The organism is Novosphingobium clariflavum (genome assembly GCF_026420865.1).
Lineage (GTDB): Bacteria > Pseudomonadota > Alphaproteobacteria > Sphingomonadales > Sphingomonadaceae > Novosphingobium > Novosphingobium clariflavum.
Genome location: NZ_JAPCWC010000018.1, coordinates 36,479 through 59,832, shown reverse-complemented (window position 1 = coordinate 59,832; position 23,354 = coordinate 36,479). Strand labels below are relative to the sequence as shown.

Here is a 23,354-nt window from a genome sequence, read left to right as displayed (position 1 = left end):
ATTGAATAGTGAATGATCACACGTAATGAATTGCATAGGCCAGACGGTAGCCCTGCAAAAAGCCACGTTGAATCGCCTCGGCGAATGGTGAAGGTCCAGAAAAACACGGAATGGAACCGTGTCCCGCCGCTATCTCGCTATGAAGTCGAAGTCGCAACCGGATGTTGGATCTGGCGTGGATGCATTCAGCCGCACGGGTATGGGCATATCCAGATCAACAAGGTGCGCTACCTTGCGCACCGGTATTTCTGGATGTGCATGAAAGGACCTATCCCAGAAGGAATGCTTCTCTGCCATCACTGCGACAACCGGCGCTGCGTAAACCCCAGCCACATTTTTGTCGGCACGGCCCTAGATAATGCCAGAGACATGGTGGCAAAGGACCGCGGGCGCAAAGGTCAGAGAACCAGCTGTGCGAAGCTTACCGACGCGGAAGTCAGCGCAATATTCATCGATTTACGGTGCGATCACGAGATAGCCGCCGATTACTCAGTGTCATCCAGCCTGATCGGCCAGATCCGGCGCGGCGCTATCTGGCGTCACGTGACCGAGAAAATCGGCGAAATTCCACCCCGCCGCAAGACAGGACCTCGGAAGAAACTTCAAAACCCCAGTGTTCCAGAAGGCGGATAGCCCGCCTGTTCTTCGCTGAAACACAGTTGCTCAAGGTTAAGCCAGCGCTCAGGCGAGACAGGAACACCGGCCCCCATGCCAGCAACTCACGGCCGTGCCGGTAAACTTCGTCGGTGCCCAGAAACCACGGCGTGCCGATCCCGCTGAGCAGATCCTCGACCACCACGCCGAACATCGCTTCGGGCTTGCCGTCGACCAGCGCGGTCCACGCCTTCGAGCTGGTGTCCAGCGCCAGCCGCAGCGAAGCCTTGCCGCTGCGGCCCATGGCCTCGCACTCCTCGCGATCGATCTCGCGCAGCCTGTTGGCGATCGTGTTGATGTGGCGGCGCTCGGCGGGAACAACCGCGATCCGGCTAGGCGCCATGCAGCACCACGTCGATGGCAACGCCGAGCACGGTCAGGGGCAGCGGGGCGGCGGAGCGAATGAGGCAACTGATGCCGTCGTTTGCCTTGTTCGCCGTGCTGACCACGTAGTTGCCGGTCATCAGATCGTCAGGAGCGCCATAGGCCTCGTCGACACGGTTCTTCACGAGGAACAGGTTGTTCTCGTCGATGCCCGCCATCACCGACCGCGAATCGCGCAGGGTCAGCACAACGTCGCCGGGCTGCTGGCTGCGCCCGACGTTCCATCCGCTGTTGGGCACATTCATGCGTAGCGGCAGCGTCTCGATGTCGGCGGTGAACGGAATGCCGAAGGTCACCTTGCTCGCCGTTGGCTTGATCTGGGGCAGGGTGACGGTCCCATTCTCGACAACCAGGTCGAACACGGCAACGCCGTCGGCCAGGCCGGAGATGGTGCGGCCCTCGAGGTGCCACAGCCCGGTGAACGCGGACTGCGGCTCATCGAACTCGGCCGACACGGCACAGTCGAGGAACACGCAGTCGGACACATTCCCCCACAGATGCGGGGCCAGCCGCTCGACAAAGCGCCGCGTCTCGCCCTGCACCTGGCGTTCTACGATGAAGTAGACGCGGTCCTCGCCATTCTCGGAGATCGCGATGCAGTCGAGGAATTTGCCGTCGGTCTCGCAAAGGGTCCAGCCCCAGACGTTCTGCTCCTGCTCCCAGGTGAAGCACAGCAGCGCGCCGTCATCGCGGCAAGCCCAGATCAGCGAGCGCGGCTCCTGGGCGTAACACCAGCTTACGATGCCGAAGCCTTCGAAAAAGTGGGGCGAGAAGATCGACACATCGTTGGATTTCTGGCCATCGACGTCGAAGGAATAGAAGATGGTCCGAACGCTGGAGCCAACCGACGGGGCGTAGAACACCACGTTGTCGACCACGATGGCGCCGATGCGCGCGGCGCCGCGCCCGATCTGGCGCTTGGGCGAGGGCGGCGAGTTGCCGACAAGGATGCCACCCTGGCCGTCGCCGTCGATCGTGAAGATCGAGTCCGACGAGAGCGACAGCAGGCCCGTTGTCGATACCAGCTGGTTGATCGAATTCACGCGCCCGGCGACGATGGTGAAGGTCAGGCTATCATTTTCGCGCAGCGGCTGCGACCGGTCCATGTTTTCCAGTTCGGCCGAGCGCGATGTCCAGACGCCGTTGGGGATGTTGCGGGTGCGGGCCCACATCGAGCGCTGCTCGAACAGCGTGACGGTCGACGGATTGTCCGCCGTCGTCGCGCCGAAGGGATTGTAGGCCTCGGGCGGCGCCTGATCGAGGGCAGGGCCGATATTGTCGTCGCGGAACGTCAGCCCGTCGGTCGTGCCGATGTACCCGAAGAACTGCGAGTTCTCGGCCTTGTAGACCTTGTACCGGTCCGCGCCGGTCACCGCGGCCCAGGTGATCGTGTTGTAGTTGCGCTTCAGGGTGAGGTCATTGGTTACCGTGTCCTCGTTGGAGGCACGGCTTTCCAGCCCGTTCTCGTCGATCGCCGTCACACAGTAGGTCGCGGGCTGCGGGAAGTAGTTCTCCCCATCGTTGGGATCGTCGACGTTGGGTGTGGTCGCCGCGGCGTTGCAGCCCGTCGGCGCCGCCAGCGTCGGCCCGAACGTGACGTTCACGAATTCCCACTGCGTGTGCGCCTCGCGCAGCAGTTTGGCCGGAGCATGGTCGAGGTGGGCGAGATACATGGTGTCGGCGGTCTGCTCGAAGTCGAGCTCCGCCAGTTCCACGCCATTGTAGGACGAGCCCACGCGGTAGACGCGCGCGACGCCCATCAGGGAATCTGCACGTTGCTGCCCGGCCGCCACACGATCGGCGGATCGGGATCGGGGACAGGATCCGGCACCACCGGGTCGACCGGATCGGGCGTCGGGGCGATGGTACGCGTGATGCCGCCAGTAGCGCCGGTGAAGGCCGGCAGGCCGATCGTGTTGACGTCGATCGTGAAGTTGTTGTCGTCCACCGAGGCAACCACGGTGAAGGTGCGGTTATTGAGGTAGACGCCGAGTGCGCCGGCAACACCCTTCATGATGATGCGGTTTCCAGCCGAATATCCGTGGAGCGCCGCCGTCACCTGCGCGGTGGCCGCATTGGAGATCGCGGTGATTGCCAGTTCATCCTCGATCAGCCTGCCGCCCAGCGCACAGGGGCTCATGTAGCCCTGCCCGAATTCAAGGGCATACGTCTGCTCGAGCGAGAACTGGAACGGGAACAGGCGCGCCGGCGCGCTGGAATCAAGAACCTCGGCCACCAGGTGCGTGCCGGGGCGCTTGGTCATGCCGCCGTACTTGAGCACGATGACGTTCCGCCCCCGCTTCACCGCGGACTGGTAGGCGTCGACGTCGAAGCGGCCATGCAGGTGCGGGCCAAGCTCACCCTTGCTGAAATTCGGCTGAGCCGCGCGAAAGTTGCTCACCGCATGATCCCCATGCGGGCAAGCTCGGCTTCGGAGACATAGGTGGTCTGATACTGCGGCGCCTTGTTCTCTTCGTGGGCGATCGCATGAACGTCTCGCCGCCTTCGATCATGCGGCCTTCGGACGAGATGTAGAGCCGCTCGGCGGCCTGATAGGTCTTGGTGCCCATTACGCGCCTCCGATGGTGCGATTGGTCTGACGGCTCGCCACGACGCCGGCGGTGATTGCACCGGTGGTCGGCGCCGTGCCGACCACGGTGTAATTGAGGCGGACGTAGCGGGCCCGCGTGCCTTCGGGGAACTCCGCCGGAACGAAGAACTGGTAACCCGCAACAAGGCTGGCGAGCGGCACCGCCCGGCCGGACAGCACGTCCGTCCAGGTGGCATTATCGGGCGAGGTCTGCACCGTCACCTGCAGCGAAGTCAGGTTGTTGAACGCCTGCGTCACCGACACCGAGATGTCGACGCATTCCTCGCCGATGCCGATGTCGCGCGTGAGAGCAACGCTCGACCCGAACGGAGTGCCGGTCGCGCCCAGGTCGATGACATTGGTGGACGGTGCCGTCGCGGTGATCGCCTGCCCATCGCTGAGCAGGAGGGTCTTGTCGAAGATCATGGCTTTATCCTCCTTTCCGCGCTTGGCTTACGAAACCAGCGTTTCGGTGTTGAGCAGGGCATCCGTCTCGCGGATCGGCATGCCCATCCAGCTCTGAACTTCCTCGCCCGCGACTTCCATCGGGGTAAGGCGGACGAAGTTGTCGGTGCCGCGGGCATTGACGCTCTCGTTGGTGAGAGCTTCGATGATCGTGCGGTTCATGTAGATGGCGGTGCGGCCGGGGCTCATTTCGCCCTGCTTCTCCATCTTGTACGAGCGGCGACCCTGCATGCGGAAATACGCCGAGCGCATCAGCTTGTTGAGGTTCACCGAACCGGCGATCACGTCCGAAACGTCGATGTTCGGGATGCGAACGTTGTAGCGCCAGTCCTTCACGGCGATGCCCACGTGCTGCGTGAAGAGCTCTTCCTTCACGTAGTAGGGATTGCCGGCGCCATCGAGCACGCGCTGCTCGCCCTTGTCCTCGCGCTGCACGCCTGCCGCGATATTCTCGGGAGTGATGACCGAGGTCTGCCCGTCACCGTGGGTGACGAACCAGATCGACGTGTTGTCCGATCCGGTCCCGCCGCCGGGAATGACGTTCGGATTGGCCAGCGAATTGTAGCGCGGCGCCAGGCCGTGGAACTGCTTGCCATTGATCTTCACGTCCGAGTACCAGATCGCGCTCTCGATCGTCTGCGCGAAGGTCTCGAAGAAGCCGTGGGCCTCCATGAGCCGCAGCTTGGCTGCCTGCTCGGGCTTGAGATCGAGCAAGCGCTTGTCGACGCTCGACAGCCCCTCAAGGAAGCCAGTCGTGTCTTCGACCTGGGTGTAGTGGCCCTTGCTCTGCGGAATGCCCTGGTAGAGCGCACCCCACGCGGCCGCAGGCAGGCCGGTACGGATCGACGAAGCGTGCTTCGTGCCCTTGTTGCAGGTGAGGACGTTGGCGTCCTTCATGAAAGGCGTCAGCTGGGTCAGGGCCTCGACGACGTCGCCGATGCCATCGCCGCCCGCCTTGAGGACGTCGATCAGGTTCCAATAGGACAAGCCAAGTACGGCCATGGTGGTTCCCCTCAGTCGTTGGGATAGAGCCGCTTCTCGGGCGAGATTTGGCTTGCGGGTGTTGCGCCATCGCGCGGGAATCCGTCTTCGGAGACCATCTCGCCGACCCGGCGCATGATGCGGGCCATTTCGGGATGATTGCCGAAGCCGGTCTCGGTGAGCACCTTGCGGAAGTCCGACCCCTCGGGGTAACCGAGCGCGTCGAGCGCCTTCGCGCTGAGGTGCAACGTCTCTTCAAGTTTCGCGCCGCCGATATCGGGATCGACCTCGGTCGCGGAGCGCCAGTCGGCGCGCTGCTTGGCGCCGGCATCGACGATCGACTGCAGCGTTGCGTTCGCCACGGTGTCGCGGAACTTCGCGGCCGCGGGCATCAGCTTCTGCGCCTGGTCGTTCGACAGGCCCGCTTCCTTGAAGGCGGGGGTAGCCTCGTCGATCGCGGTCTTGTCGAGGTCCATGCCATCGACCGAAAGCTCGTAGGCCTCGGGAATGACATGCTCCGGCGCAGCAGGGGCGTTCGGATCGGTGCCAGCTTCAGCAGGCGGCGTCTTGCCGTCCTTGTTCGCTAGAGCGCCACCGAGAAGCGAGGTCTCGTCTTCGGCCGCGGCCGGTTCTCCCGCGGGCGCGGCCTGCGCGGCAGCGCCGGACGGATCAGCGGTTGGGGGGCTGGCTGGTGCGGGATCGGCTGCGGCTGGCGCGGGTGCAGGATCGGCAGCAGCTGTGCCTGCATCGTGATCCGGCGCGCGCAGCAGGCGCCCGTGGCGGCGCTCCATGGCAGTCGGGCGGATACCGGCGAAGCGGGCTGCATAGGGAAGGCTGCTAGCCATCGTCGCCGAGGTCGGCATACCGGTCGTACTTGCGTTCTTTGTCACGGGTCTTCTCCTTCGGATCGGGGTTCATCGCTTCGCGGATCACTGCGCTGAGGGTCACCAGTCCGCCGGGCTGGCGCAGGGCTTCCGGCTGGCCTTGGTCGACCATGTTCAGGATCTCGAACCCCAGGCTCCGGCGCCCCTCGGTAAAGCTGAGGTCACGCTGTATCGGCCCATGAGCAGGACCTTCTTGGCTCAGGATTCCGGCGCTTTGAATCGCGACGAAAAGAAAGCGGCGAAACTCGGGACGGCCGAGCAAATACTCGGCATCCTCGCGGGATAGATCGATCATCAGGACGTCGCGCCGGTGGCGGGATCGGTCGTGCCGTCGCCGTAACGCTGCGGCTGGGCGGACTTCTTCGACTTACCCTTCAGCACCTGGCCACCGATGACGCCCAGCGCCGCCGAGGCCAGCCCCTGCTTGCTGGTGGCGAGCCCGCCTAGGCCATTCAAACCGCACATGTACTATTGCCCCATCATCGCGGAGAGCGCCGAGCGGCCCCCGGCGTCGGTTTCGGAAAGAAGCTTGGCCGCGTCCGCGCCGTCGCGGACGGCCGGCATCATCGCGGCCGCCTGTTGGGCCTGCTCCTGTTGGGCACGGCTGGCGCGGATCTGCTCCACGGCGCTCTGGTCGCGCAGGATGCGGCCCAGCGCGTCGCCGTCGTCCGGAGATGCCAGGCCGCGCTTCTTCATGTCCTTCTTCCGCTCGAGCATGATGGAGACGTCATCGCCGCCGAAGCTGTAGAGCGGGCCGGTTAGGTCATCCTTCAGGCCCTGATCATCCGGGATCGCGCCGCCGTTCAGCCACTCGCGCATGTTGGTCCAGATCTCGGTGCGCTTGTTGAAGACGTTGGTAGCGCTGCCGTTAAACTGGGCCTGGCGCACCTTGGTGGAACCGAACCACACCTCATAAACCGGCGTGTCGGGTAGAAGCTGGCGCAAACGGTCGATGATGGCCGCGCCGATGTTGCCGGCATCGACGAAGATCGCGTCCGGGTGCCACCTCTGCGCTTCCAGCACAATGTCGCCCGCGACGAGCATGCTGTTCTGCTGATGCCAGCGCTTCCACGGGCGCGAGCGAGCGTCACGGCCGCAGCGAATGGCAAGGGTCGGCAAGCTGCGAACGTGACGCGCAAAGTTGGCCGCGATCGAGCGAAATGATCTTCCCGTTGACGTCGTAGGGCGTCGGCTTCCAGCAGGCCTTGGAGACGATCCAGAACCACGCACGGAAGCGCTCCGCATCTTTCAGCAGCGGATGGTCGAGCGCGCCTCGCTCCATGGCGACGAAGCCGCTCACAGCAAGATCTCCACCCGCCCGGGCTTCTCCGGTTCGCAGAACTCGAACGAAGGCAGGAAGCGCCTGTCGTTCACCTTCAGCGCATCTGCGAGCCCGTCGAAAATGGGCTTCATCCGGTTCGGGAAGTTGGTGCGGTCGCTGCGCCGATCAGGCGGGTAGAAGCGCACCACCAGGCGAATATCACCCTCTCCAGACACCTCCAGCTTGGCCGCCAGCGCCGCTGCGAACGCCCAGGCGCGCCATTTCTTGGTCACGCCGGCCTTGCGCCGCCAATGGCCCTTGGCGTGGCCTGAGAGCGCGGCTGGGGGAAATGGCAGGGTAATCACGGCCGCACCGCCTGTCTGCCGGATCTCTCTGCGGCATCGAACACGTAGGGATGGGCGCGGTACATCGCTTGCAGCAGGCGATTGCTGCTCCGCTGCATCTCCTCTTCATGAAGCTCGAAATCTTGCCGCGGAGGGCGCCGGTCGACCTGATGGCGGTGCCAACTCTCGCGGCAGCGCGCGCGATGGCACTCTCGGCAGCGGTGTCCGCCGCGCCCGTCCGGCATCAGATTGCCGCCCGCCGCTTCGTGGCCGCATGCGAATGTCTCTGTATCGTGTCCCATGGTGCCCTCAGAACATCATCAGCTGCGGGTCAGGGTTGTTCGCGATCCATGCGTCCCGGTCGGCCCGTGCCGCAGCAAGCGCGCCGGAAGCACGCAGCTTCTCAGCTTCGGCGCGAGCAATCTTCACGTCGGCGCGGCGGTCAGCCTGCTCACAGAGCCGCACGATCGTCTCCAGCCGCTCCAGGCTCGGATTCGTCGGCGGCATGCCGGGCACGTCGATGTCGGCGTTTCCCATGGCCCTACTCCCCGACGTAGTTCTGCAGGTTGGTGATGACCTCGCGGGCATCCTCCTTGGCGGCAGCCTCGTCGCGGTGGCACCACTCGCCGTCGGCCATCCGCTCAGTCACCTCGGCACTGAACCGGCTGGTTGCCGCCGCCGCCATAAGCGCCGTCGCGCTGGGCGACGCGTCCTTGGCGACCAGCCGGAATTGCGTCGCGCCGATCAGGTAGTCGGCATGGTGCCGCGGCAGTTCGTCCAGCAGTGCCACCAGCACGTGGCCGGGCAGGGTGGTGCCGCGTGCCCAGCGGCGCAGGTCGCGCAGCTCCTCGCCCACCTTGCGCGCCAGTGCGTGCAGGTTCTCGCCATCGCGCTCCATCTTGCGAAGCACTTCGGCCAGCCTATCCGCCAGATTTTGTTGGGAAGATGTGTTGCCAACCATGATTGTGTTGCACCTGCGAAGTAAAAGCGCTGCATGAGCGCGAATGAGAACAAGCACCTCCCCGTCGCCGGGATGCCGGCCAGCCGCCGGTCAGGACCGGAAGCGGCGCGCCACCAGGAGCAGGGCAGGGGCTATGAGATGGTCGATGATGATCCAGCCGATGATCGCGGCGCCGAGGGCGTGCTTCACGCTACCCCTCCGATCTTCACCAGCCCGGCGAATTCAAGGTCGCTGTGATGGCAGCACCGCTCCCCGCACCGCGCGCAGTGGACGTCGGCGCTGTCCTCTGGGAGGATCACCCCCGGAGAATCGGAGATCGTCGATGGCGCTTTCGGAATGGGATTACTTGCCGGATGGATCGGTGCAGCTTTTGCCGCTGGTCGATGCCCGCGTCGCAAAGACGCCTCTTCACGTCCTGCTACGCCTACAATTTGCACATCTTCCGGAAGGATCCGATCAGCCGGAAGTGCAAAGCCTTCAACTGGGGGCGACACCTGCCCAAGCTCAACAACTTGTTGAGGCCATACAGGAGGCAATCCGCCGCATTGATGATGAGGTACGGGGACAGGCATAGCCTCGGCTGCGGTCAGCGCCGCAATGCGGGCGCTGCTGGCCTGCATGTTCTCGCGCTTCATTCGTCTGGCCCTTCGAACTTGCAGCCGTATTGCGTCTCGCGGACGATGCGCCAGCCAGCGCTCCGCTCGATCGTGATCTGCCCCGACGCTTCCAGTCGCCTGAGCGCAGCGGCACCTGCGGCCGCGCCGCGCGCGCCGATGGCTGCGGCCAGCATGTCGTTCGTCGGGCACTGCCGCGACATGATGATGAGGCGCAGCGCTGCGGCATCGGTGCTATCCTGGGTACGGCTCCTCATGCCCGGGCCTCCCAGGCATATCCCTTGTTCGTCACGCCGCGGATCGGCAGCTTCTCGCCGAACAGACGGCGGAGCTGGCTGATATGGCCGGCCAGCGTCTGCGGGGTGATGTTGGGGAAATCGCGGTGCGTGACCGGACGGCCGTTTGCGAGGGCGATCGTGTAGAGCGTGCGCGAGAGATACCGGGGCATGGCAACCTGGTCGCCGTCGTAGAAGGTCGCGATCGGCGCCACCCACCACTTGCCGCGCGTGACCGGCGCGCCCTCGGCGATGTTGCCGCCGCAGTGTGGGCAACGGGCGCTCATGCGGCGACGTCCGTGCGAGGCCGGCTGGATGGACGGACGTGCGGCTCGATTTTCCGCAGCACCTCCATCGTCGGGTTCCAATCCGCGCGGTCGCAACTGAGCAGCGTGTTCCGATGAAGGCCGGTCAGCCGGGCCAGCTTCGCCTTGGAGTTACCGGGAAGTCCCAGCCATTCGCGAATGTCGATGATGAGGTCTTCGAGCATGCGCGCGACGAAAGCATACCGGAATATGCTTTGCAAGGATCAAGTGCATACCGCGATATGCTATCCAGTTGCTACGCGAGCAAGATGGCAAAGACACCGGATGAGAAGCGGGAAATCCTGAACAAATTCATTCAGGACAATAAGCTGAAGATCGCGCCTTGGGCGCGTTCGGCCGCTGTGGACAAAAACTCGATCTACAATTTCCTTAACGGCCACAGCCAGTCGCTCGACATGATGACGTATGCGAAGCTGGCGCGCGCGTCGAAAGTGCCTGCCTGGAAACTGACTGGCGAAACGCCAGAGCCGCCGTCTCCGACGTCAATCTGGGTTGTCGGTAAGGTGCAGGCAGGAGTGTTCGTGGACGCGGTGGAATGGGATTCGACGGACTGGTATGCTATCGATTTGCCTGTCGCTCCGCGCTTCCGCTCAAAGGCAAAGGCCCTGGAAGTATCGGGCGCATCGATGGACTTGGAGTACAAGGAAGGCGCGATTGTCGTCTGGGTCGACATGTTGGACTATCGCATGCCCCAGCATGGCGACCATGTAATTGCGTTCGCCTATGATCATCACGGCGATGTCGAGGCGACGGTGAAGGAACTGCGCGTCGACGACAAGGGTAAGCGTTGGCTCTGGCCTCGCAGCACCCAGCCGGAATTCCAGGCGCCGATTTGCATCGAGAGCCTTCCCAGTGAAATAGTGTCGGTGGAAATCAAAGGCATTGTGATCGGCGATTACCGGCCCCGGGTTTCCTGACGCCAAGCCTCAAGCGCTACGCATCCGTTCTCCAGAACTCATTGAGGGTCACTGGCCGAATCAACGCGGCCTTTTTAGAAAAGCATATTCTAATGTGCTTTTCCCTTGCGAAGCATATTCGGATATGCTTTTCATAATCCAACAGCCGAGCGGTGAGCCGAAAGCGCAGACCCGCCGGGAGCCTTGTTGGAGACCGTCATGGGCGACCCCGACTATTTCCGTATCACCGTTACCGGCTGGCGCCGTGTAGCCCTTAGTTGGGCAGCGTTCAGCGCCATCTACCCGCACATGCGCAATGCCGCGACGAAGGCGCCGGCATGATGGACTGCGCATCCAACATCACCGTAACGCGGGGCACGGGCGCTGGCTCGGAGACCATCGTGTTTACCGAGCGCACGCCGCGCGACGATCGCTCGGTGGCGGCCGCTGCCATCAGCGACCTGCTCGCCGCGCTGGACAGCGAAGGCATCCGCCACGGCTGGCCCGTGGAAGACGCGCGCATCCGCGCCGAACTGCTGCTGGAAGACTGGGGCTTTGACCGCTCCGGTGCCGCGCAGTGAAGGCGCGCCCGCTCCGCAGCCGCAACGGCCGCTTCCTGCGCAAGCTGGTGCCGACGCCCGAGGGCCAGGCCTGCTGGCTGATCTGGTCGCTCCGCTGGAAGATGTGGCACCGCCGGGGGTCGGCGGGTGGCTGCAGCGGCTACACGAAGGACATCTCCGAGGCGGGCCTGTTCCCGTTCTCGAAGGCGAGCGCCTATCACGATGGCATCCGTAACGAGGCGTTCCACGTCTCGGACAAGGTTGACCTGATCGCGATGCAGATCAGCGACGTTCGGCGGATGCTGAGCGCGCTCGAGCAGAAGGCCGAAGCCTTCCGGCAGGTGGCGGCATGAAACGCGCCGTCGCCATCGTCCTCGCCCTGGGCGCGGCCGCGCTGATCGGCCTTGACCGCTATTCGCTCAGCTATATGGGCACGCACCCAGCCGGGCGCGACTTCGTGTTGTCGAGCACGTTCGATGCCGTCCTGATGATCCTCGGCGGCCTGGCACTTTCCATGATCGCCTTCGGGGCGATTGCCCTTCTCCTGTTTCCCCGCCCGGCGGGTCGCACGGCGAGCGAGGCGGCTGAGTAATGGCCGCCCGCTCGCCCCTCCGCGAATTCACGCTGATCATGCTGCTGGCCGCCGCGCTGTGCGCCGTCGCCGCCATCGGTCCGGCTTCCATCTGGGGCGGCCTGTGATGCCTGCCTCCGCCACCACCCCATCCCAAAGCACCGGCCGGAGCAGCGCGCCCCCCGCCGTTCCGGAACTCTCCTCCCCGCCCGCGGCAACCGGTGCTGCCGCGGGTAACCTCCACCTTACGCCAGCCGAGCAGGAGGCGGTCGCCGCCTACCTCGCCCGAATCTGGCCCGGCGCCACCGGCCTCAACAAGGTTCCGGCGCCCGACACGCTCGCCGCCCTGGTCGAAACCACGCTCCGCAAGGCGCGTGAGCAGATCGCCGGGCGCGAGACGATCACCGACGCCGACCTCCCTTACTGATCCAACGAGGCACCCCGAACATGGGCATTACCATCGAGCGCAGCGTTCTCTCGCAGGCCATGAAGTCGGCCGCGACGATCATCAAGAGCGCCAATACTATCCCGATCCTCTCCAACGCCCGCTTGCAGGCAGCCGGCGACCGACTTGAAATCGTCACCAGCAACATTGACGTCGAGTACCGACAGCATGTGGCCCTGGCATCTGGCGGCAACCTGTTCACCACGGTCGACGCGCGCAAGTTGGCCGACCTCTCCGGCGCAACGGATGATGGCGCGCAGATCAATCTGGAACTCAAGGATGACCGCCTGATCGCCAAGGCGGGGCGCAGTCGGTGGGTGCTGCCCGTTCTGCCGCCGGACGATTTCCCGGCGCTGCCTTTCGAGAGCAATCGCCCGACCATCGAGGTTCCGGGCAAGCTGCTGGCAAGCATCATCGCGCGCACCGCCTGGTCGGCCAGCACCGAGCAGACGCGCTACTACCTCTGCGGCATCTTCATCGACCCGGAAGACGGCAAGATACGTTTCACGACGACGAACGGCCACACGATCGCCAGCCTCACCAGCGAGATCGCATGGCCAGCTACAACGACTTCGGCCATACCGATGACGATGCGCACTTCTTCGCGCAGATGGACTACCTCACCCCGGAACTGCTGCGCGCTCTTGCGCCCGGCCGGATCGCCTGCATTCACGTCAAGGACCGGATCATGTTCGGCAGCGTGACGGGGGAGGGCGTTCCCACGGTCAACCCGTTCCACGCCAAGTGCATCGATCACTATATGCGCCACGGCTTCCAGTACATGGGCATGATCCATGTCAACACCGACGTCGTGCGGGAGAACAACCAGACCTACCGGCTTTCCTACAGCGAGATGCTCAAGGACGGCACGAAGATGGGCGTCGGCTCGCCGGAATACGTGCTGATCATGCGCAAGCCGCAGAGCGACCGCAGCCGCGGCTATGCCGACACACCGGTGCGCAAGGCGGCGAAGACCGCCGTCGTCTTGGTCGACGGACGCCGCTTCGACATCGACCATCCAGAATTCGAGGAGGCTGCAATGGGAGCCTTCGGAGAGGTCGCCCGTGAGGAAGAGGGATACAGCCTGGCGAAGTGGCAGATCGACGCGCACGCCTTCTGGCGGTCGAGCGGCGAGCGCCTCGCCATGCCAGCCGAGATGCGCGAAGCGGCGGAGCATTTCGGCGACATGGAGGTCGGGCCGCTAGTGAAGGCCTTCATGGAGGGCACGCGCGGCATGATCTACGATTTCGCCACGCACGTTGCCATTGGCGAGAAGATCGAGGCGCGCGAAGCCAACGACGCTCGCGGCCATCTGCCGCGAACCTTCATGAGCCTCGCCCCCGGTGCGCATGATCCCGGCACGTGGGATGATGTGGTGCGCATGCGCACGCTCAACGCCGAGCAGGTGGCAAAGGGCCGCGAGAAGCACGTCTGCCCGCTCCAGTTCGACATCGTCGACCGCCTGATCGACCGGTTCAGCATGGCGGGAGATCTCGTCTACGATCCCTTCTGCGGCCTCGGCACCGTCCCTATGCGCGCGATTCTGAAGAAGCGGCGCGGCGCCGGCAGCGAACTCAACCCCGACTACTTCGCGCACAGCGTGCGCTATCTGCAGGAGGCAGAGAAGCTGGCGGCCGTGCCGACGCTCTTCAGCCTGCTTGGGCTGGAGGATGCGGCGTGACGGGGCTCTACATCCAGTTCAGCGATTGCGGGAAGCATATCCGCAAGTGGTCGCGCCAGCGCTTCGACGAGGCGAACGCTTACGCCTACCGCACCCAGCCGGACGGCATCCTGCCAGCCGACGAGGTGGAAGTCGCCGCACGGGCCGCCGCCCGGGCTCTTGGCTTCGATTTCGACGAGGTCTGCGGGCACGAGACCGAGGAAGAGGCATGCGACAGCTCGACCTGCATTGGCGGACTCAATGAGGAGCATCACCCGGCCGACTGCCGCGAGATGATGCGGAAGATCGCACGCGCCGTGATTCTCGCAGGGCCGAAGGCACGCGTTGACCGTGAGGCCTTCACGCGCCTGGTGGTCGCCAGCCGCATTGTCGCCTTCGAGGATCAGGGGGCGGAGGCAATCCGCGAACTCGATCAGGCCTCGGAAGCGTTCGCCGCCGGCATCCCGTGGGATGACGAACCCGATCAGGAGGACGGCGATGTGCTATTGTGAAGTGCCGTCCCTGTTCCTCCGATCATGGAAGACAGCACGTAAACCCCATCAGTGCTGCGAATGCCGAGAGATCATCCAGCCGGGCGATCGGCACGAGATCACCGAAGGCGTTTGGGACCATCGCTGGGATCGCCTGCGGACCTGCATCGAATGCGTGCAGTGTCGCGACTGGAACGACGCACAGCTTGATCGCGGTGACTGTCCTCCATGTCTCGGCCAGCTCTTCGAAGACATGCCGGAGGAGGAGCTTCCCGATCATGTCCTTGCGATAATCCACAGCGCCCGCAAGCAAAGGAAGGCGGCATGACCGACAAGAAGACCTCATTCTACATCGTCTGGTGCCCCAGCAGCCCGAGCCCTCCGAAGTATCGTCATGCCTACTTGCATGATGCGGAGCGCGAAGCGGCACGCTTGGCTGGATCGAACCCGCAGATGGAATTCTTCGTCATGGAGACGCGGCTGGTCGCGTGCGCCCGCCATCCGGTGGATATCGAGCTGTTCGAAACCGGCGACTCTGACGGGATTCCGTTCTGATGGCGATCGACCGAACCGACCGCGTCATAATGGCGCTGGGACGCCGCATCTCCGAACAGGGAGACATGCACATCCGTGTATCCCGGCACACCGTCAAGGTGCTGCTGCGCGCCCTCGGCATCGGGGATTGGGACGCAGGCTGCGACGACTTCCGCGAGGTCGATGCGCTGGCCCTCGATATGCTCCGCCACCTCGCATGGAGGAAACTGCCATGTCCGCTCACGCCATAGCCGACAAGTTCCGCCGCGCCCTGCGCAACGGGACCGGCGCCAACTTCACTCTCGCCCAGCTTCAGGAGCTCGCCGGCTATGGTGCGCTCGACCTCGTAACCAAGATCGAAACGAACGAATTATGTCACGTGAAACCAGCCCCTTCATCGTCGGAGACTATTGGCTCGACAAGCGCCGCGACGGTCGATCGCCAGACATCTGGCAGATTACCGGACGAGAAAAGGGAGCCCTTGTCTATCGGTCTACTAAGTGCCGGGATCTCGAGGCGGCCAAAGAGGAGTTGCGCGCCTTCGATGCGCGGTTGAGGTCGAAGAAGCGCCAGGACAACGAAGAGGCCGAGCTTGTGCCCCACCTGTTTCACTATCTCCGCGAGCATGGGCCTGACGTGCACCGGATCGATACGGTGGAATCGTCGTTCCGCGCTTGGATCGGTTTCCTGATGCAGGACGAACTTACCACCGGGGCCAAGGTCGCGGACATCACCAAGAGCTCGGTTGCCCGGTTTCGCCGGTGGCGGATGGGTCCGCATTCGTGGGCAGTCGAGTGGGACGGCCGGGCCTACAACCACAAGCATAACGGCGTGTCTGGCGAGGCGGTGCAGCGGAACATTGATGACCTGCGCGCCGCGCTGCGCCATGCCGAGGAAGAAAAGCGTATCGACAAGGCGCCGCGTATCCCCAGCGTCGATAAGACGCTTCGGTCCAAGCCGCGCAAGCTGGTGCTCACCCCGGCGCAGCTTGGGGCAATCGTTGCCTATGCGGACCACGAGCCCGACGTGCAGGCTTGGATATGGCTGCTGATCGGCACGGCCGTCCGTCCGGACGCGGGCCTGGCATTTGAGCCGGACAAGCAGTGGCACGGGCAGGTGGCGAATATGCACCCAGCCGGATGGCCGGAGACGAACAAGCGCAATCCCGTGGTGCCGGTGATCGAGCCGCTCAAGGTTCTGTTCAAGGCATGGCCGGACGGCAAGCCGGTGAAGTCGCGCAAGATCTGGTGGCGGACGATGCGCCGGCTTCTAGGGCTCCCTCAGAAGGTCATTCCCAAGACCATCCGCCACACCGTGTCATCGCACCTTCGTAACAGCGCGGTGCCTGGCGAACAGATCAGCGCGCTGCTCGGACACAAGGACGAGGACGACACTCTGGAGACGACCTCGGAGATCTATGCCCACGTCGATCCGACGAAAATGAAGGCCGCGATTCGGGCGCTGACCAAACTGTGGGAGCAGGTAGACCGCGAGGCCACCAAGTGGCGGCGTGTCCACACCGTGTCCATCACGGTTGATAACAACAAATCTATCGTGAGGAACGGATCCTAAAAAACCCCGGAAAGCCGTGAGTTTAAAATGGTGGGCGGTAACGGGCTCGAACCGCTGACCCTCTCGGTGTAAACGAGATGCTCTACCAACTGAGCTAACCGCCCCGGCGTGCCGGAAGCAGCGCCAATACGGGATTTTTGGCAGGCGTCAACCGGGGATCCGCCGGATGTCGGCCGATGATGGGCAAACAGCGTGAAAATCCGCCATTTCGCCGGGAGGGGCATTGCCGCCGGGAGGGGCATTGCAGCCGATGGAGTGCCGCCGATGGGGTGCCGCAGAGGGCCGCGGCGCTGGGCAGAGGCGTGCGCTTGCAAGGCGCTCGACGGGGCAGGACGGTCGTTGGTGCGGTCGGTGCTTTTCGGCGCGGGCGCGCCGAAGTATAGCGGGGCCAGACGATGGATAACCTTCAGCCCCTGCCTTCCGCCGCCACGGCCCCGGAAGGCCTGCCCGATCAGCCTGTTTCCGGCGCCGCTCCCGATTCGCGGGCGCCGCAGCCAAAGCGCCGCACGCGTCTGTGGTGGATCACGCGCGGGACCGCCGCGCTGCTGCTGGCCTTCTTCCTGCTGATCGCCTGGCTGGCGGTGACCGCGCCGCTGTCGAAATCGCTCCAGCCGATCTCGCCGCCGCAGATCACCCTCCTGGCCGCGGACGGCACGCCGATCGCGCGCAACGGGGCGATCGTGGATGCACCGGTCGAGATCAAGACGCTGCCGATCCATGTGCCGCAGGCCTTCATCGCCATCGAGGATCGCCGTTTCTATTCGCACTGGGGCATCGATCCGCGCGGCATTGCCCGGGCGATGTGGAGCAACGTTTCCGGCGGCAGCACCCAGGGCGGCAGCACGATCACCCAGCAGCTGGCGAAGTTCACCTTCCTCAGTTCGGAACGCAGCCTGACGCGCAAGGCGCGCGAGGTGCTGATCGCGTTCTGGCTGGAAGCCTGGCTGACCAAGGACGAGATCCTCGAACGTTATCTGTCCAACGCCTATTTTGGCGACAATTGCTACGGCCTGCGCGCCGCGGCGCTGCACTATTTCCACCGCAAGCCGGAAAACCTGACGCCCGCGCAGGCGGCGATGCTGGCCGGGCTGATGAAGGCGCCCTCGCGTCTTGCCCCCACGACAAATTACGAAGGCGCGGCCGAGCGCATGAAGCTGGTCGTCCAGTCGATGGTCGAGGCGAACTTCCTGACCCCTGCTCAGGCGCGGGCGATCCGCCCGCCCCGGCTTGACGTGCGAGTGCAGAACGAACTGCCCACCGGCACCTATTTTGCCGACTGGGCGCTGCCGCAGGCACGCATGATCGACGAGGCGAGCTATGCGCCGCAGACCTATCGCACCACGCTCGATTCGCGGCTTCAGGCCGCCGCGCGCCGGGCGATCGAGAATTCGGGGATCGGCTCGGCCCAGGTCGCGCTGGTGGCGATGCGCCGCAACGGCGAAGTCGTCGCCATGGTCGGCGGGCGGGACTATGCCGCCTCGCCGTTCAACCGGGTGACCCAGGCGCGCCGCCAGCCGGGTTCGACCTTCAAGCTGTTCGTCTATCTCGCCGCGCTCGACAAGGGCTGGAAGCCCAAGGACACGATCGAGAACACGCCGATCGAGACGGGGTACTACCGCCCGCAGAACGCCGGCGGCGCCTATTCGCAGACGATCACGCTGGAAGACGCCTTCGCGCGTTCCAGCAATGTCGCCGCCGTGCGCCTGTTCCAGAAAGTCGGCGATACCGCGGTGATCGACATGGCGCACCGGCTCGGCGTCACCTCGCCGATGCCGCAGGGCGATCCCAGCCTCGCTCTCGGCACCTCGACGATGTCGCTGATGGAGCTGACCGCCGCTTATGCCGGGGTCGCCGCCAACCGCTTCCCGGTCGAGCCGCGCGCCTTCCCGGTGCCGGAAGAGGGCTGGTTCGACTGGCTGCTGGACGGCCGCCATTCGCTCTCGAGCAGCGAGCATGAGGACATGGAGACGCTGCTGCGCGCGGTCGTCAACAAGGGGACCGGGCGCGGGGCGCGGCTGCGCGCGGCGAACTTCGGCAAGACCGGCACCAGCCAGGAGAACCGCGACGCGCTCTTCGTCGGCTATGCGGGCGACTATGTCGTCGGCGTCTGGGTCGGCAATGACGACAACACGCCGCTGAAGGGCGTGTCCGGCGGCTCGATCCCGGCGAAGATCTGGCGCGATTTCATGCGCCAGGCGCTGCGTGAAGGCGGCGGGGCGGCGCCCTCCTCGAAGCCGAGCCCGAACCCGAGCGGGCCGATCGAACCGCTCGACGTGCCCGACATCGGCGATATTCCCACCGCGCTGCCGGATGTCGTGCCGAGCGGGGCGACGCCGGACGTCAGCGTGGGCGACGTCAAGGTCGAGAACAATGCGGCGACGGTCAACGGCCAGATCAACGGGGTGCCGCTGGAACTGAAACTCGACCAGAAGGGCCTGCAGATCAATGGCCAGCGGCTGGGCGAGCAGGGACCGGCCGCAGGATCGCCGCCCAAGGGCAACTGAGCCGCAGGGGGGGCGGTAGCCAGGGCAGCAGGTCCGCGCCCGCCCCGCTCGGCCTGCCCCGCCCCGCTCGGCCTGTCCCACTCTGCCTCCATGGCGCGGATTGCCTCGCGGGCTTCCCGTCGCGCGCCTCACCGCGCTCGCTTCACGATCTCCTAATCGAATATCGGGAACTCTTCCTATGTCGCCGGGCGGCAAGCGTTTGCTTGTGCCTGCTAAATCCTGCGCGGAAGGGCCGTGTGCCATCGCCGGTTGCTCGGCCCCGGAACCGGTCGCCCTGGAACTGGTCGCTCTGGAACTGGTCGCCACCGGAACCGGTGGCCCCGGAACCAACGGCTCCGGCAACAACGGCCCCGGAATCAAATGCAAGGGTGTGCGATGCTCATTCTCGGAAATCTGCGTATTCGTACCGTCACCATGGCCGCCACCACGTTGATCGCGCTGGCGGCGCTGGCCTGTGGTTTCACGGCGCTGAAGTTCATCTCCTCGCTGGGGGATCGGATCACGTATGCGGCGGACAATACCGTGCCCAGCCTGGCGGCGCTCAACGACATCCGATCGCGGACAACTCTGGCGCGGATCACGCTGGCCCAGCACATTCTCGAGCCGACCACCGAGGGGACCCGACTCATCGACGCAAAGCTCGACAAGGCGCTGACCGACGCCGATGCCGCGATCGCCAGTTACGACAAGCTGGTTTCCGATGCGAAGGAGCGTGCCTTGTACGATACCCTGCGCAAGGCGTGGAGCGACTGGAAGGCCAATGCCGTGCCGGTGCGGCGCCTGTCGATCAACATGGAGACGGCGCAGGCAACGGTGCTCTATGGCCAGAAAGTGCGCCCTTGCGGGGAACGGCTGGAAACGGCTCTGGCGCACGAGGTCCAGTTCAATCTCGATATCAGCGAGAAGCTGGGACGCGAAGGCAAGGCCGACGTCACCACTTCCAATTCCTGGGTAGTGGCGCTGCTTGTGGCCATCGGCGTGGCGCTGCTCTTCGTGCTGCTGGTCCTGCGTAACCGTCTGGTTCGACCGCTCTCGGCGCTCACCGATGCGATGCAGGACATGGCCGGCGGCGATCTCGACCGTGCGGTGCCGGGGTGTGACCAGAGCGACGAGATCGGTCAGATCGCCAATGCCCTGCAGGCGATCAAACACGGCGTGGAGGCCCGCACCAGCGCCGCCGCCGAGGAACAGGCCGCCGTGCAGCGCCAGGTCGTCGCCGCGCTGGGCAAGGGGCTTGACCAGTTGAAGGCGGGGCGGCTCGACTGTGCCATCCAGCAGGCCTTCCCGCCGGAATACGAACGCCTGCGGGTCGACTTCAACGACGCCGTCGGTTCGCTGGGCGATGTCATGGGTGAGGTTTCCGGGGCCTCGGAAAGCGTGCGCGTGGGCTCTTCCGAAATTGCCAGCGCTGCCAGCGACCTCGCCGACCGGACGTCCTCGCAGGCCGCGGCGCTGGAAGAATCGGCGGCCTCGGTGCGCTCGATCAGCGATGCCATCACCGAGACCGCCAAGATCGCCGGCGATGCCCGCCAGAACGCCCAGCTGACCGAGCGCGAGGCGATCGAAGGCGGCGAAGTCATGCTGCGGGCGGTTGCCGCCATCGAGGAGATCCAGCGCTCCAGCCGCCAGATGGAGGAGATCGTCTCGCTGATCGACGGGATCGCCTTCCAGACCAACCTGCTGGCGCTCAACGCCGGGGTCGAGGCGGCGCGCGCGGGGGATGCGGGCAAGGGCTTTGCGGTGGTCGCCACCGAAGTGCGCTCGCTGGCGGAACGCTCGGCCGGGGCGGCCAAGGAAATCGCCGCGATCATCAAGGGCAGCGGCGCCGATGTCGCCAACGGCGTCGAGATGATGACCCGGACCAAGGGCGCGCTGGAGCAGATCGTCAGCCGCACCGGCACGCTGGCCAGCATGATCGATGCCATCGCGGTCTCCGCCGGCGATCAGGCGGCGGCCATCCAGCAGGTCAACACGGTGGTGGCGCAAATGGATACCAGCACGCAGCAGAACGCGGCGCTGGTGGAGCAGTCCACTGCCGCCTCGCGCAGCCTTGCCGAAGAGGCGGTGCGCATGGGTACGCTGGTCGGCCGGTTCACGATGGGCGGCGCATCGCGCTCCGGATCGATGCGGGCATCCTCCGCATCGGCCTATGCGCCTGCATCTGCACCGGTCCTGGCCATGCCGGGCCCGGCGGTGTCGGCGCCCTCGCACTCCGCCCCATCGTACTCCGCCCCATCGCCTTCCGCTCCCGCGCCGCGGATCTCGGTGGGCAATACGGCGGTGGCCGCGGCGCCGGACGACTGGTCTGAATTCTGACGGCGCTTGCCGCCCCCTTCGGTTCGCTTTGAGGGCAGGTGATCCGGCCGTGCCGGATCACCTGCTGCCCGCCGTAAGGATCGGCCGGTGCGGGGCATGAGGTCCCGTCCGGCCTTTCCGGCCGTTCCGGCCTTGTGCCAGGATCAGGCTTCGAACGTCACCCCGGCCAGGTCCTTGCTGCCGCGCCAGTCGGCCAGCATCTGGCGGAAGGCGTCCCAGCCGGCGAGATAGCCGCGGAACAGGGCCCACTTGGGGTTCTTCTCGCCCTCGTTGTTGAAGTAGCTGGGCGTGCACTCGTTCTGGAAGCCGGACATGTCGACCTCGTTCTCGCGGCAGTGCGCGCAGTAGCCTTCGACGCCCTGCTTCGTGGCCGAGATCGTGCTGGCGCCGCGCCGCAGCGTCTCGCCCACCATGAAGGCGATGTGCTCGGCCTGCCGCCCGAACTGCTCGGTGGTGGAGGAGTTCGTCGCGCCCTGGATGTAGCCCATGTAGAACATCGCCGGGAACTCGTCGGTGATGACGCCGTGGAACGTGCTCGCACCGTCCGGCCAGTGGTCGTAGATCGACGTGCCGCCGCGCCCTTCCACCGTGTCGATGCCCCAGCGGCGCTTGAGATCGCTGGTCACCTCGAAGCCCGAGGCGAAGATCATCAGGTCGACCTCGTGCTCCACGCCATCGGCGATGAAGCCCTTCTCGGTCATGCGTTCCACGCCCTGGGTCGCCGAAACGTCGATCAGCGTGACGTTGGGCTGGTTGAACGCGGGGTAGTATTCGTTGTTCGAAAGCGGCCGCTTGCACATGAAGCGGAACCAGGGCTTCAGCTTTTCCGCGGTGTCCTTGTCCTCGACGATGGAGTCCACGCGGCGGCGCAGGCGTTCCATCACCTGGAAGTCCACCACTTCGCGCCGGTCCATGAATTCCAGCGGATCGAGCGCGGGCCAGCCTTCCTCGGAGAGTTCGATGGCGAGGTTGCGGCTGATCTCGGTCCAGATGTCGCAGATCAGGTCCGGTTCGCCGGGCAGGAAGAAGGCTTGCGCGGCGCGGTGGAAGTTGGCCATGCGCTCCTGCTGCCAGCCGGGCTGGAGCGAGGCCGCCCAGTCCGCATCGGTCGGCGGATTGGGGCGCTCGTCGATGTTCGACGGGGTGCGCTGCAGCACGTAGAGGTGCTTGGCATATTTGGCGAGATAGGGCACCGCCTGGACCGCGGTCGCCCCGGTGCCGACAATGGCGACGCGCTTGTCGCGCAGCTTTTCGAGTTCCGGCCGTTCCCACGAACCGCCGGTATAGTCATGCTCCCAGCGGCTGGTGTGGAACATCTTGCCCTTGAACTCGTGGATGCCGGGGATGCCGGGCAGCTTGGGCATGTTCATCACGCCGCCCGCCATCACCACGAAGCGGGCGCGGATGTCGTCGCCGCGATTGGTGGTCACATGCCAGCGCTTCAGCCCCTCGTCCCAGCGGATGCCGGTGACCAGCGTGTGGAACAGCGCCTTGTCGGCAAGCTCGAAACGCTCGGCCATGTCCTGGCAGTACTGCTGGATTTCCCAACCATCCGAGAACTTCTTGCTGGGCATGAAGCCCGTCTCTTCGAGCAGCGGCAGGTAGCAGTAGGCATCGTTGTCGCACTGCACGCCGGGGTAGCGGTTCCAGTACCAGACGCCGCCGAAGCCGCCGGCATGGTCGATGTTGCGCACATTGGTGACGCCCGCCTCGCGCAAGTGATAGCCGGCCAGAATGCCCGAGAACCCGGCGCCGAGGATGGCGACGTCGATATCCTCCACCAGTGGCTCGCGCGCGGCCACCGGGGTGAAGGGATCGTGGGCGTAGTTGTCCGAAAAGTCGTCGGTCGGCCGCACGTACTGCTCGCCGCCCTCGCGCCGCATGCGCTTGTCGCGCTCCTGGCGATACCGGGCCTTCAGCGCCGGGATATCGAGTTCCTCGGGGGCAGGCACATCGGTCTTGAGGCAGGTCATTTCCATCGACGGGGCATCCTCCTGGCGGCGACTCTGCTCCGGTCGCCCGTTACCGCCGAAACTGGCGCAGCAGTCCGTTAGTTGTCAACAGTG

33 protein-coding genes and 1 tRNA gene are annotated in these 23,354 nt (G+C 65.0%); 16 read left to right on the top strand and 18 right to left on the bottom strand.

From position 1 onward, the window contains the following. The first annotated feature begins 12 nt into the window (after nucleotides 1-12). Entirely contained in the window at nucleotides 13-633 is a 621-nt protein-coding gene (locus OKA11_RS24695; protein WP_379489244.1) for an HNH endonuclease signature motif containing protein, read from the top strand. Here OKA11_RS24695 and OKA11_RS18210 read toward each other — a convergent pair. From OKA11_RS18210 to OKA11_RS18150, 13 genes are all read right to left on the bottom strand, one after another. After that, on the bottom strand, nucleotides 530-997 hold the full coding sequence (locus OKA11_RS18210) for a hypothetical protein (RefSeq protein WP_267222915.1): 468 nt from the start codon (nucleotides 995-997) through the stop codon (nucleotides 530-532). The genes OKA11_RS24695 and OKA11_RS18210 overlap by 104 nt on opposite strands. Beyond that, complete coding sequence (locus OKA11_RS18205) at nucleotides 987-2,798, bottom strand: hypothetical protein (protein WP_267222913.1); 1,812 nt, start codon at nucleotides 2,796-2,798, stop codon at nucleotides 987-989. Before OKA11_RS18205 ends, OKA11_RS18210 begins: the two co-directional genes overlap by 11 nt. Then, complete coding sequence (locus tag OKA11_RS18200; RefSeq protein ID WP_267222911.1) at nucleotides 2,798-3,439, bottom strand: hypothetical protein; 642 nt, start codon at nucleotides 3,437-3,439, stop codon at nucleotides 2,798-2,800. Before OKA11_RS18200 ends, OKA11_RS18205 begins: the two co-directional genes overlap by 1 nt. 168 nt (nucleotides 3,440-3,607) lie before the next feature. Next, a complete protein-coding gene (locus OKA11_RS18195; protein ID WP_267222909.1) occupies nucleotides 3,608-4,054 on the bottom strand; it encodes a Bbp16 family capsid cement protein in 447 nt (148 codons plus the stop codon). Between the two features lie 27 nt (nucleotides 4,055-4,081). After that, a complete protein-coding gene (locus tag OKA11_RS18190) occupies nucleotides 4,082-5,095 on the bottom strand; it encodes a major capsid protein (protein WP_267222908.1) in 1,014 nt (337 codons plus the stop codon). An 11-nt stretch (nucleotides 5,096-5,106) separates the two neighbouring features. Then, nucleotides 5,107-5,964, bottom strand: coding sequence for a hypothetical protein (locus OKA11_RS18185; RefSeq protein WP_267222906.1), 858 nt, complete (start codon nucleotides 5,962-5,964; stop codon nucleotides 5,107-5,109). After that, nucleotides 5,912-6,253 (bottom strand): hypothetical protein, encoded by a 342-nt coding sequence (locus OKA11_RS18180; protein ID WP_267222905.1) that lies wholly within the window; start codon nucleotides 6,251-6,253, stop codon nucleotides 5,912-5,914. The genes OKA11_RS18185 and OKA11_RS18180 overlap by 53 nt, the downstream gene beginning before the upstream one ends. Further along, the gene (locus tag OKA11_RS18175) at nucleotides 6,253-6,423 is read right to left on the bottom strand and encodes a hypothetical protein (RefSeq protein WP_267222903.1); all 171 of its coding nucleotides are present in this window, start codon (nucleotides 6,421-6,423) and stop codon (nucleotides 6,253-6,255) included. The genes OKA11_RS18180 and OKA11_RS18175 overlap by 1 nt, the downstream gene beginning before the upstream one ends. 3 nt (nucleotides 6,424-6,426) lie before the next feature. Beyond that, nucleotides 6,427-7,002, bottom strand: coding sequence for a hypothetical protein (locus OKA11_RS18170; protein ID WP_267222901.1), 576 nt, complete (start codon nucleotides 7,000-7,002; stop codon nucleotides 6,427-6,429). A 43-nt stretch (nucleotides 7,003-7,045) separates the two neighbouring features. Then, nucleotides 7,046-7,258, bottom strand: coding sequence for a hypothetical protein (locus tag OKA11_RS18165; protein WP_267222899.1), 213 nt, complete (start codon nucleotides 7,256-7,258; stop codon nucleotides 7,046-7,048). Further along, nucleotides 7,255-7,584 (bottom strand): RusA family crossover junction endodeoxyribonuclease, encoded by a 330-nt coding sequence (locus OKA11_RS18160; protein WP_267222897.1) that lies wholly within the window; start codon nucleotides 7,582-7,584, stop codon nucleotides 7,255-7,257. The genes OKA11_RS18165 and OKA11_RS18160 overlap by 4 nt, the downstream gene beginning before the upstream one ends. A gap of 288 nt (nucleotides 7,585-7,872) precedes the next feature. After that, complete coding sequence (locus OKA11_RS18155; protein WP_267222895.1) at nucleotides 7,873-8,100, bottom strand: hypothetical protein; 228 nt, start codon at nucleotides 8,098-8,100, stop codon at nucleotides 7,873-7,875. A gap of 4 nt (nucleotides 8,101-8,104) precedes the next feature. Further along, entirely contained in the window at nucleotides 8,105-8,473 is a 369-nt protein-coding gene (locus tag OKA11_RS18150; protein ID WP_267222893.1) for a hypothetical protein, read from the bottom strand. A 373-nt stretch (nucleotides 8,474-8,846) separates the two neighbouring features. Between OKA11_RS18150 and OKA11_RS18145 the strand changes: the two genes are divergently transcribed. Beyond that, on the top strand, nucleotides 8,847-9,098 hold the full coding sequence (locus tag OKA11_RS18145; protein ID WP_267222891.1) for a hypothetical protein: 252 nt from the start codon (nucleotides 8,847-8,849) through the stop codon (nucleotides 9,096-9,098). Nucleotides 9,099-9,155: 57 nt separating this feature from the next. Here the strand turns inward: OKA11_RS18145 and OKA11_RS18140 are convergent, their stop codons facing one another. Together OKA11_RS18140 and OKA11_RS18135 are read right to left on the bottom strand one after the other, a co-directional pair. Next, entirely contained in the window at nucleotides 9,156-9,395 is a 240-nt protein-coding gene (locus tag OKA11_RS18140; protein WP_267222889.1) for a hypothetical protein, read from the bottom strand. Then, on the bottom strand, nucleotides 9,392-9,700 hold the full coding sequence (locus OKA11_RS18135; protein ID WP_267222887.1) for a helix-turn-helix domain-containing protein: 309 nt from the start codon (nucleotides 9,698-9,700) through the stop codon (nucleotides 9,392-9,394). The genes OKA11_RS18140 and OKA11_RS18135 overlap by 4 nt, the downstream gene beginning before the upstream one ends. A gap of 38 nt (nucleotides 9,701-9,738) precedes the next feature. Between OKA11_RS18135 and OKA11_RS18130 the strand changes: the two genes are divergently transcribed. From OKA11_RS18130 to OKA11_RS18090, 9 genes are all read left to right on the top strand, one after another. Then, complete coding sequence (locus tag OKA11_RS18130) at nucleotides 9,739-10,656, top strand: LexA family protein (RefSeq protein WP_267222885.1); 918 nt, start codon at nucleotides 9,739-9,741, stop codon at nucleotides 10,654-10,656. 198 nt (nucleotides 10,657-10,854) lie between these two features. Further along, on the top strand, nucleotides 10,855-10,977 hold the full coding sequence (locus OKA11_RS18125) for a hypothetical protein (RefSeq protein WP_267222883.1): 123 nt from the start codon (nucleotides 10,855-10,857) through the stop codon (nucleotides 10,975-10,977). Continuing rightward, nucleotides 10,974-11,216 (top strand): hypothetical protein, encoded by a 243-nt coding sequence (locus OKA11_RS18120; RefSeq protein ID WP_267222881.1) that lies wholly within the window; start codon nucleotides 10,974-10,976, stop codon nucleotides 11,214-11,216. Before OKA11_RS18125 ends, OKA11_RS18120 begins: the two co-directional genes overlap by 4 nt. Continuing rightward, the gene (locus OKA11_RS18115) at nucleotides 11,213-11,548 is read left to right on the top strand and encodes a hypothetical protein (RefSeq protein ID WP_267222879.1); all 336 of its coding nucleotides are present in this window, start codon (nucleotides 11,213-11,215) and stop codon (nucleotides 11,546-11,548) included. The genes OKA11_RS18120 and OKA11_RS18115 overlap by 4 nt, the downstream gene beginning before the upstream one ends. After that, a complete protein-coding gene (locus tag OKA11_RS18110) occupies nucleotides 11,545-11,787 on the top strand; it encodes a hypothetical protein (RefSeq protein ID WP_267222877.1) in 243 nt (80 codons plus the stop codon). Before OKA11_RS18115 ends, OKA11_RS18110 begins: the two co-directional genes overlap by 4 nt. A gap of 106 nt (nucleotides 11,788-11,893) precedes the next feature. Then, nucleotides 11,894-12,193 carry a hypothetical protein gene (locus OKA11_RS18105; protein WP_267222875.1) on the top strand — a complete coding sequence of 100 codons (300 nt, stop codon included), beginning with the start codon at nucleotides 11,894-11,896 and terminating at the stop codon, nucleotides 12,191-12,193. Nucleotides 12,194-12,213: 20 nt separating this feature from the next. Continuing rightward, entirely contained in the window at nucleotides 12,214-12,915 is a 702-nt protein-coding gene (locus OKA11_RS18100) for a DNA polymerase III subunit beta (RefSeq protein WP_267222873.1), read from the top strand. Further along, complete coding sequence (locus OKA11_RS18095; RefSeq protein WP_267222939.1) at nucleotides 12,822-13,892, top strand: DNA methyltransferase; 1,071 nt, start codon at nucleotides 12,822-12,824, stop codon at nucleotides 13,890-13,892. The genes OKA11_RS18100 and OKA11_RS18095 overlap by 94 nt, the downstream gene beginning before the upstream one ends. Further along, a complete protein-coding gene (locus OKA11_RS18090; RefSeq protein WP_267222870.1) occupies nucleotides 13,889-14,383 on the top strand; it encodes a hypothetical protein in 495 nt (164 codons plus the stop codon). Before OKA11_RS18095 ends, OKA11_RS18090 begins: the two co-directional genes overlap by 4 nt. A gap of 22 nt (nucleotides 14,384-14,405) precedes the next feature. On the opposite strand, the gene OKA11_RS18085 is transcribed toward OKA11_RS18090, so the two are convergent. Beyond that, nucleotides 14,406-14,642, bottom strand: a complete 237-nt coding sequence (locus tag OKA11_RS18085) for a hypothetical protein (protein WP_267222868.1) — start codon at nucleotides 14,640-14,642, stop codon at nucleotides 14,406-14,408. 44 nt (nucleotides 14,643-14,686) lie between these two features. Here OKA11_RS18085 and OKA11_RS18080 point away from each other — a divergent pair, with 44 nt between their 5' ends. The 3 genes from OKA11_RS18080 (at nucleotide 14,687) to OKA11_RS18070 (ending at nucleotide 16,468) form a co-directional block, all read left to right on the top strand. Continuing rightward, nucleotides 14,687-14,917: a hypothetical protein gene (locus tag OKA11_RS18080; protein WP_267222866.1), complete on the top strand. Its 231-nt coding sequence runs from the start codon at nucleotides 14,687-14,689 to the stop codon at nucleotides 14,915-14,917. Then, entirely contained in the window at nucleotides 14,917-15,147 is a 231-nt protein-coding gene (locus OKA11_RS18075) for a hypothetical protein (RefSeq protein ID WP_267222864.1), read from the top strand. Before OKA11_RS18080 ends, OKA11_RS18075 begins: the two co-directional genes overlap by 1 nt. Nucleotides 15,148-15,268: 121 nt before the next feature. Continuing rightward, nucleotides 15,269-16,468, top strand: a complete 1,200-nt coding sequence (locus OKA11_RS18070) for a tyrosine-type recombinase/integrase (protein WP_267222862.1) — start codon at nucleotides 15,269-15,271, stop codon at nucleotides 16,466-16,468. Between the two features lie 28 nt (nucleotides 16,469-16,496). Here OKA11_RS18070 and OKA11_RS18065 read toward each other — a convergent pair. Then, nucleotides 16,497-16,572, bottom strand: a tRNA-Val gene (locus OKA11_RS18065). A 291-nt stretch (nucleotides 16,573-16,863) separates the two neighbouring features. Between OKA11_RS18065 and OKA11_RS18060 the strand changes: the two genes are divergently transcribed. Beyond that, nucleotides 16,864-18,972 carry a transglycosylase domain-containing protein gene (locus OKA11_RS18060; RefSeq protein ID WP_267222860.1) on the top strand — a complete coding sequence of 703 codons (2,109 nt, stop codon included), beginning with the start codon at nucleotides 16,864-16,866 and terminating at the stop codon, nucleotides 18,970-18,972. Nucleotides 18,973-19,347: 375 nt separating this feature from the next. Next, complete coding sequence (locus tag OKA11_RS18055) at nucleotides 19,348-21,288, top strand: methyl-accepting chemotaxis protein (protein WP_267222858.1); 1,941 nt, start codon at nucleotides 19,348-19,350, stop codon at nucleotides 21,286-21,288. Nucleotides 21,289-21,431: 143 nt separating this feature from the next. Here OKA11_RS18055 and OKA11_RS18050 read toward each other — a convergent pair whose 3' ends face one another. Next, nucleotides 21,432-23,267: a flavin-containing monooxygenase gene (locus tag OKA11_RS18050; protein WP_267222856.1), complete on the bottom strand. Its 1,836-nt coding sequence runs from the start codon at nucleotides 23,265-23,267 to the stop codon at nucleotides 21,432-21,434. Nucleotides 23,268-23,354: the final 87 nt, after the last annotated feature.

What these genes read in the sequence shown, in the direction of transcription:
- OKA11_RS18180 (WP_267222905.1), bottom strand. Translation starts at nt 6,253, where the DNA reads ATGATCGATCTATCCCGCGAGGATGCCGAGTATTTGCTCGGCCGTCCC.
- OKA11_RS18210 (WP_267222915.1), bottom strand. Translation starts at nt 997, where the DNA reads ATGGCGCCTAGCCGGATCGCGGTTGTTCCCGCCGAGCGCCGCCACATC.
- OKA11_RS18155 (WP_267222895.1), bottom strand. Translation starts at nt 8,100, where the DNA reads ATGGGAAACGCCGACATCGACGTGCCCGGCATGCCGCCGACGAATCCG.
- OKA11_RS18170 (WP_267222901.1), bottom strand. Translation starts at nt 7,002, where the DNA reads ATGCTCGTCGCGGGCGACATTGTGCTGGAAGCGCAGAGGTGGCACCCG.
- OKA11_RS18060 (WP_267222860.1), top strand. Translation starts at nt 16,864, where the DNA reads ATGGATAACCTTCAGCCCCTGCCTTCCGCCGCCACGGCCCCGGAAGGC.
- OKA11_RS18120 (WP_267222881.1), top strand. Translation starts at nt 10,974, where the DNA reads ATGATGGACTGCGCATCCAACATCACCGTAACGCGGGGCACGGGCGCT.
- OKA11_RS18050 (WP_267222856.1), bottom strand. Translation starts at nt 23,267, where the DNA reads ATGGAAATGACCTGCCTCAAGACCGATGTGCCTGCCCCCGAGGAACTC.
- OKA11_RS18140 (WP_267222889.1), bottom strand. Translation starts at nt 9,395, where the DNA reads ATGAGGAGCCGTACCCAGGATAGCACCGATGCCGCAGCGCTGCGCCTC.
- OKA11_RS18100 (WP_267222873.1), top strand. Translation starts at nt 12,214, where the DNA reads ATGGGCATTACCATCGAGCGCAGCGTTCTCTCGCAGGCCATGAAGTCG.
- OKA11_RS18070 (WP_267222862.1), top strand. Translation starts at nt 15,269, where the DNA reads ATGTCACGTGAAACCAGCCCCTTCATCGTCGGAGACTATTGGCTCGAC.
- OKA11_RS18175 (WP_267222903.1), bottom strand. Translation starts at nt 6,423, where the DNA reads ATGTGCGGTTTGAATGGCCTAGGCGGGCTCGCCACCAGCAAGCAGGGG.
- OKA11_RS18055 (WP_267222858.1), top strand. Translation starts at nt 19,348, where the DNA reads ATGCTCATTCTCGGAAATCTGCGTATTCGTACCGTCACCATGGCCGCC.
- OKA11_RS18195 (WP_267222909.1), bottom strand. Translation starts at nt 4,054, where the DNA reads ATGATCTTCGACAAGACCCTCCTGCTCAGCGATGGGCAGGCGATCACC.
- OKA11_RS18075 (WP_267222864.1), top strand. Translation starts at nt 14,917, where the DNA reads ATGGCGATCGACCGAACCGACCGCGTCATAATGGCGCTGGGACGCCGC.
- OKA11_RS18145 (WP_267222891.1), top strand. Translation starts at nt 8,847, where the DNA reads ATGGCGCTTTCGGAATGGGATTACTTGCCGGATGGATCGGTGCAGCTT.
- OKA11_RS18110 (WP_267222877.1), top strand. Translation starts at nt 11,545, where the DNA reads ATGAAACGCGCCGTCGCCATCGTCCTCGCCCTGGGCGCGGCCGCGCTG.
- OKA11_RS18095 (WP_267222939.1), top strand. Translation starts at nt 12,822, where the DNA reads ATGGACTACCTCACCCCGGAACTGCTGCGCGCTCTTGCGCCCGGCCGG.
- OKA11_RS18080 (WP_267222866.1), top strand. Translation starts at nt 14,687, where the DNA reads ATGACCGACAAGAAGACCTCATTCTACATCGTCTGGTGCCCCAGCAGC.
- OKA11_RS18135 (WP_267222887.1), bottom strand. Translation starts at nt 9,700, where the DNA reads ATGAGCGCCCGTTGCCCACACTGCGGCGGCAACATCGCCGAGGGCGCG.
- OKA11_RS18190 (WP_267222908.1), bottom strand. Translation starts at nt 5,095, where the DNA reads ATGGCCGTACTTGGCTTGTCCTATTGGAACCTGATCGACGTCCTCAAG.
- OKA11_RS24695 (WP_379489244.1), top strand. Translation starts at nt 13, where the DNA reads ATGATCACACGTAATGAATTGCATAGGCCAGACGGTAGCCCTGCAAAA.
- OKA11_RS18205 (WP_267222913.1), bottom strand. Translation starts at nt 2,798, where the DNA reads ATGGGCGTCGCGCGCGTCTACCGCGTGGGCTCGTCCTACAATGGCGTG.
- OKA11_RS18085 (WP_267222868.1), bottom strand. Translation starts at nt 14,642, where the DNA reads ATGATCGGGAAGCTCCTCCTCCGGCATGTCTTCGAAGAGCTGGCCGAG.
- OKA11_RS18125 (WP_267222883.1), top strand. Translation starts at nt 10,855, where the DNA reads ATGGGCGACCCCGACTATTTCCGTATCACCGTTACCGGCTGGCGCCGT.
- OKA11_RS18105 (WP_267222875.1), top strand. Translation starts at nt 11,894, where the DNA reads ATGCCTGCCTCCGCCACCACCCCATCCCAAAGCACCGGCCGGAGCAGC.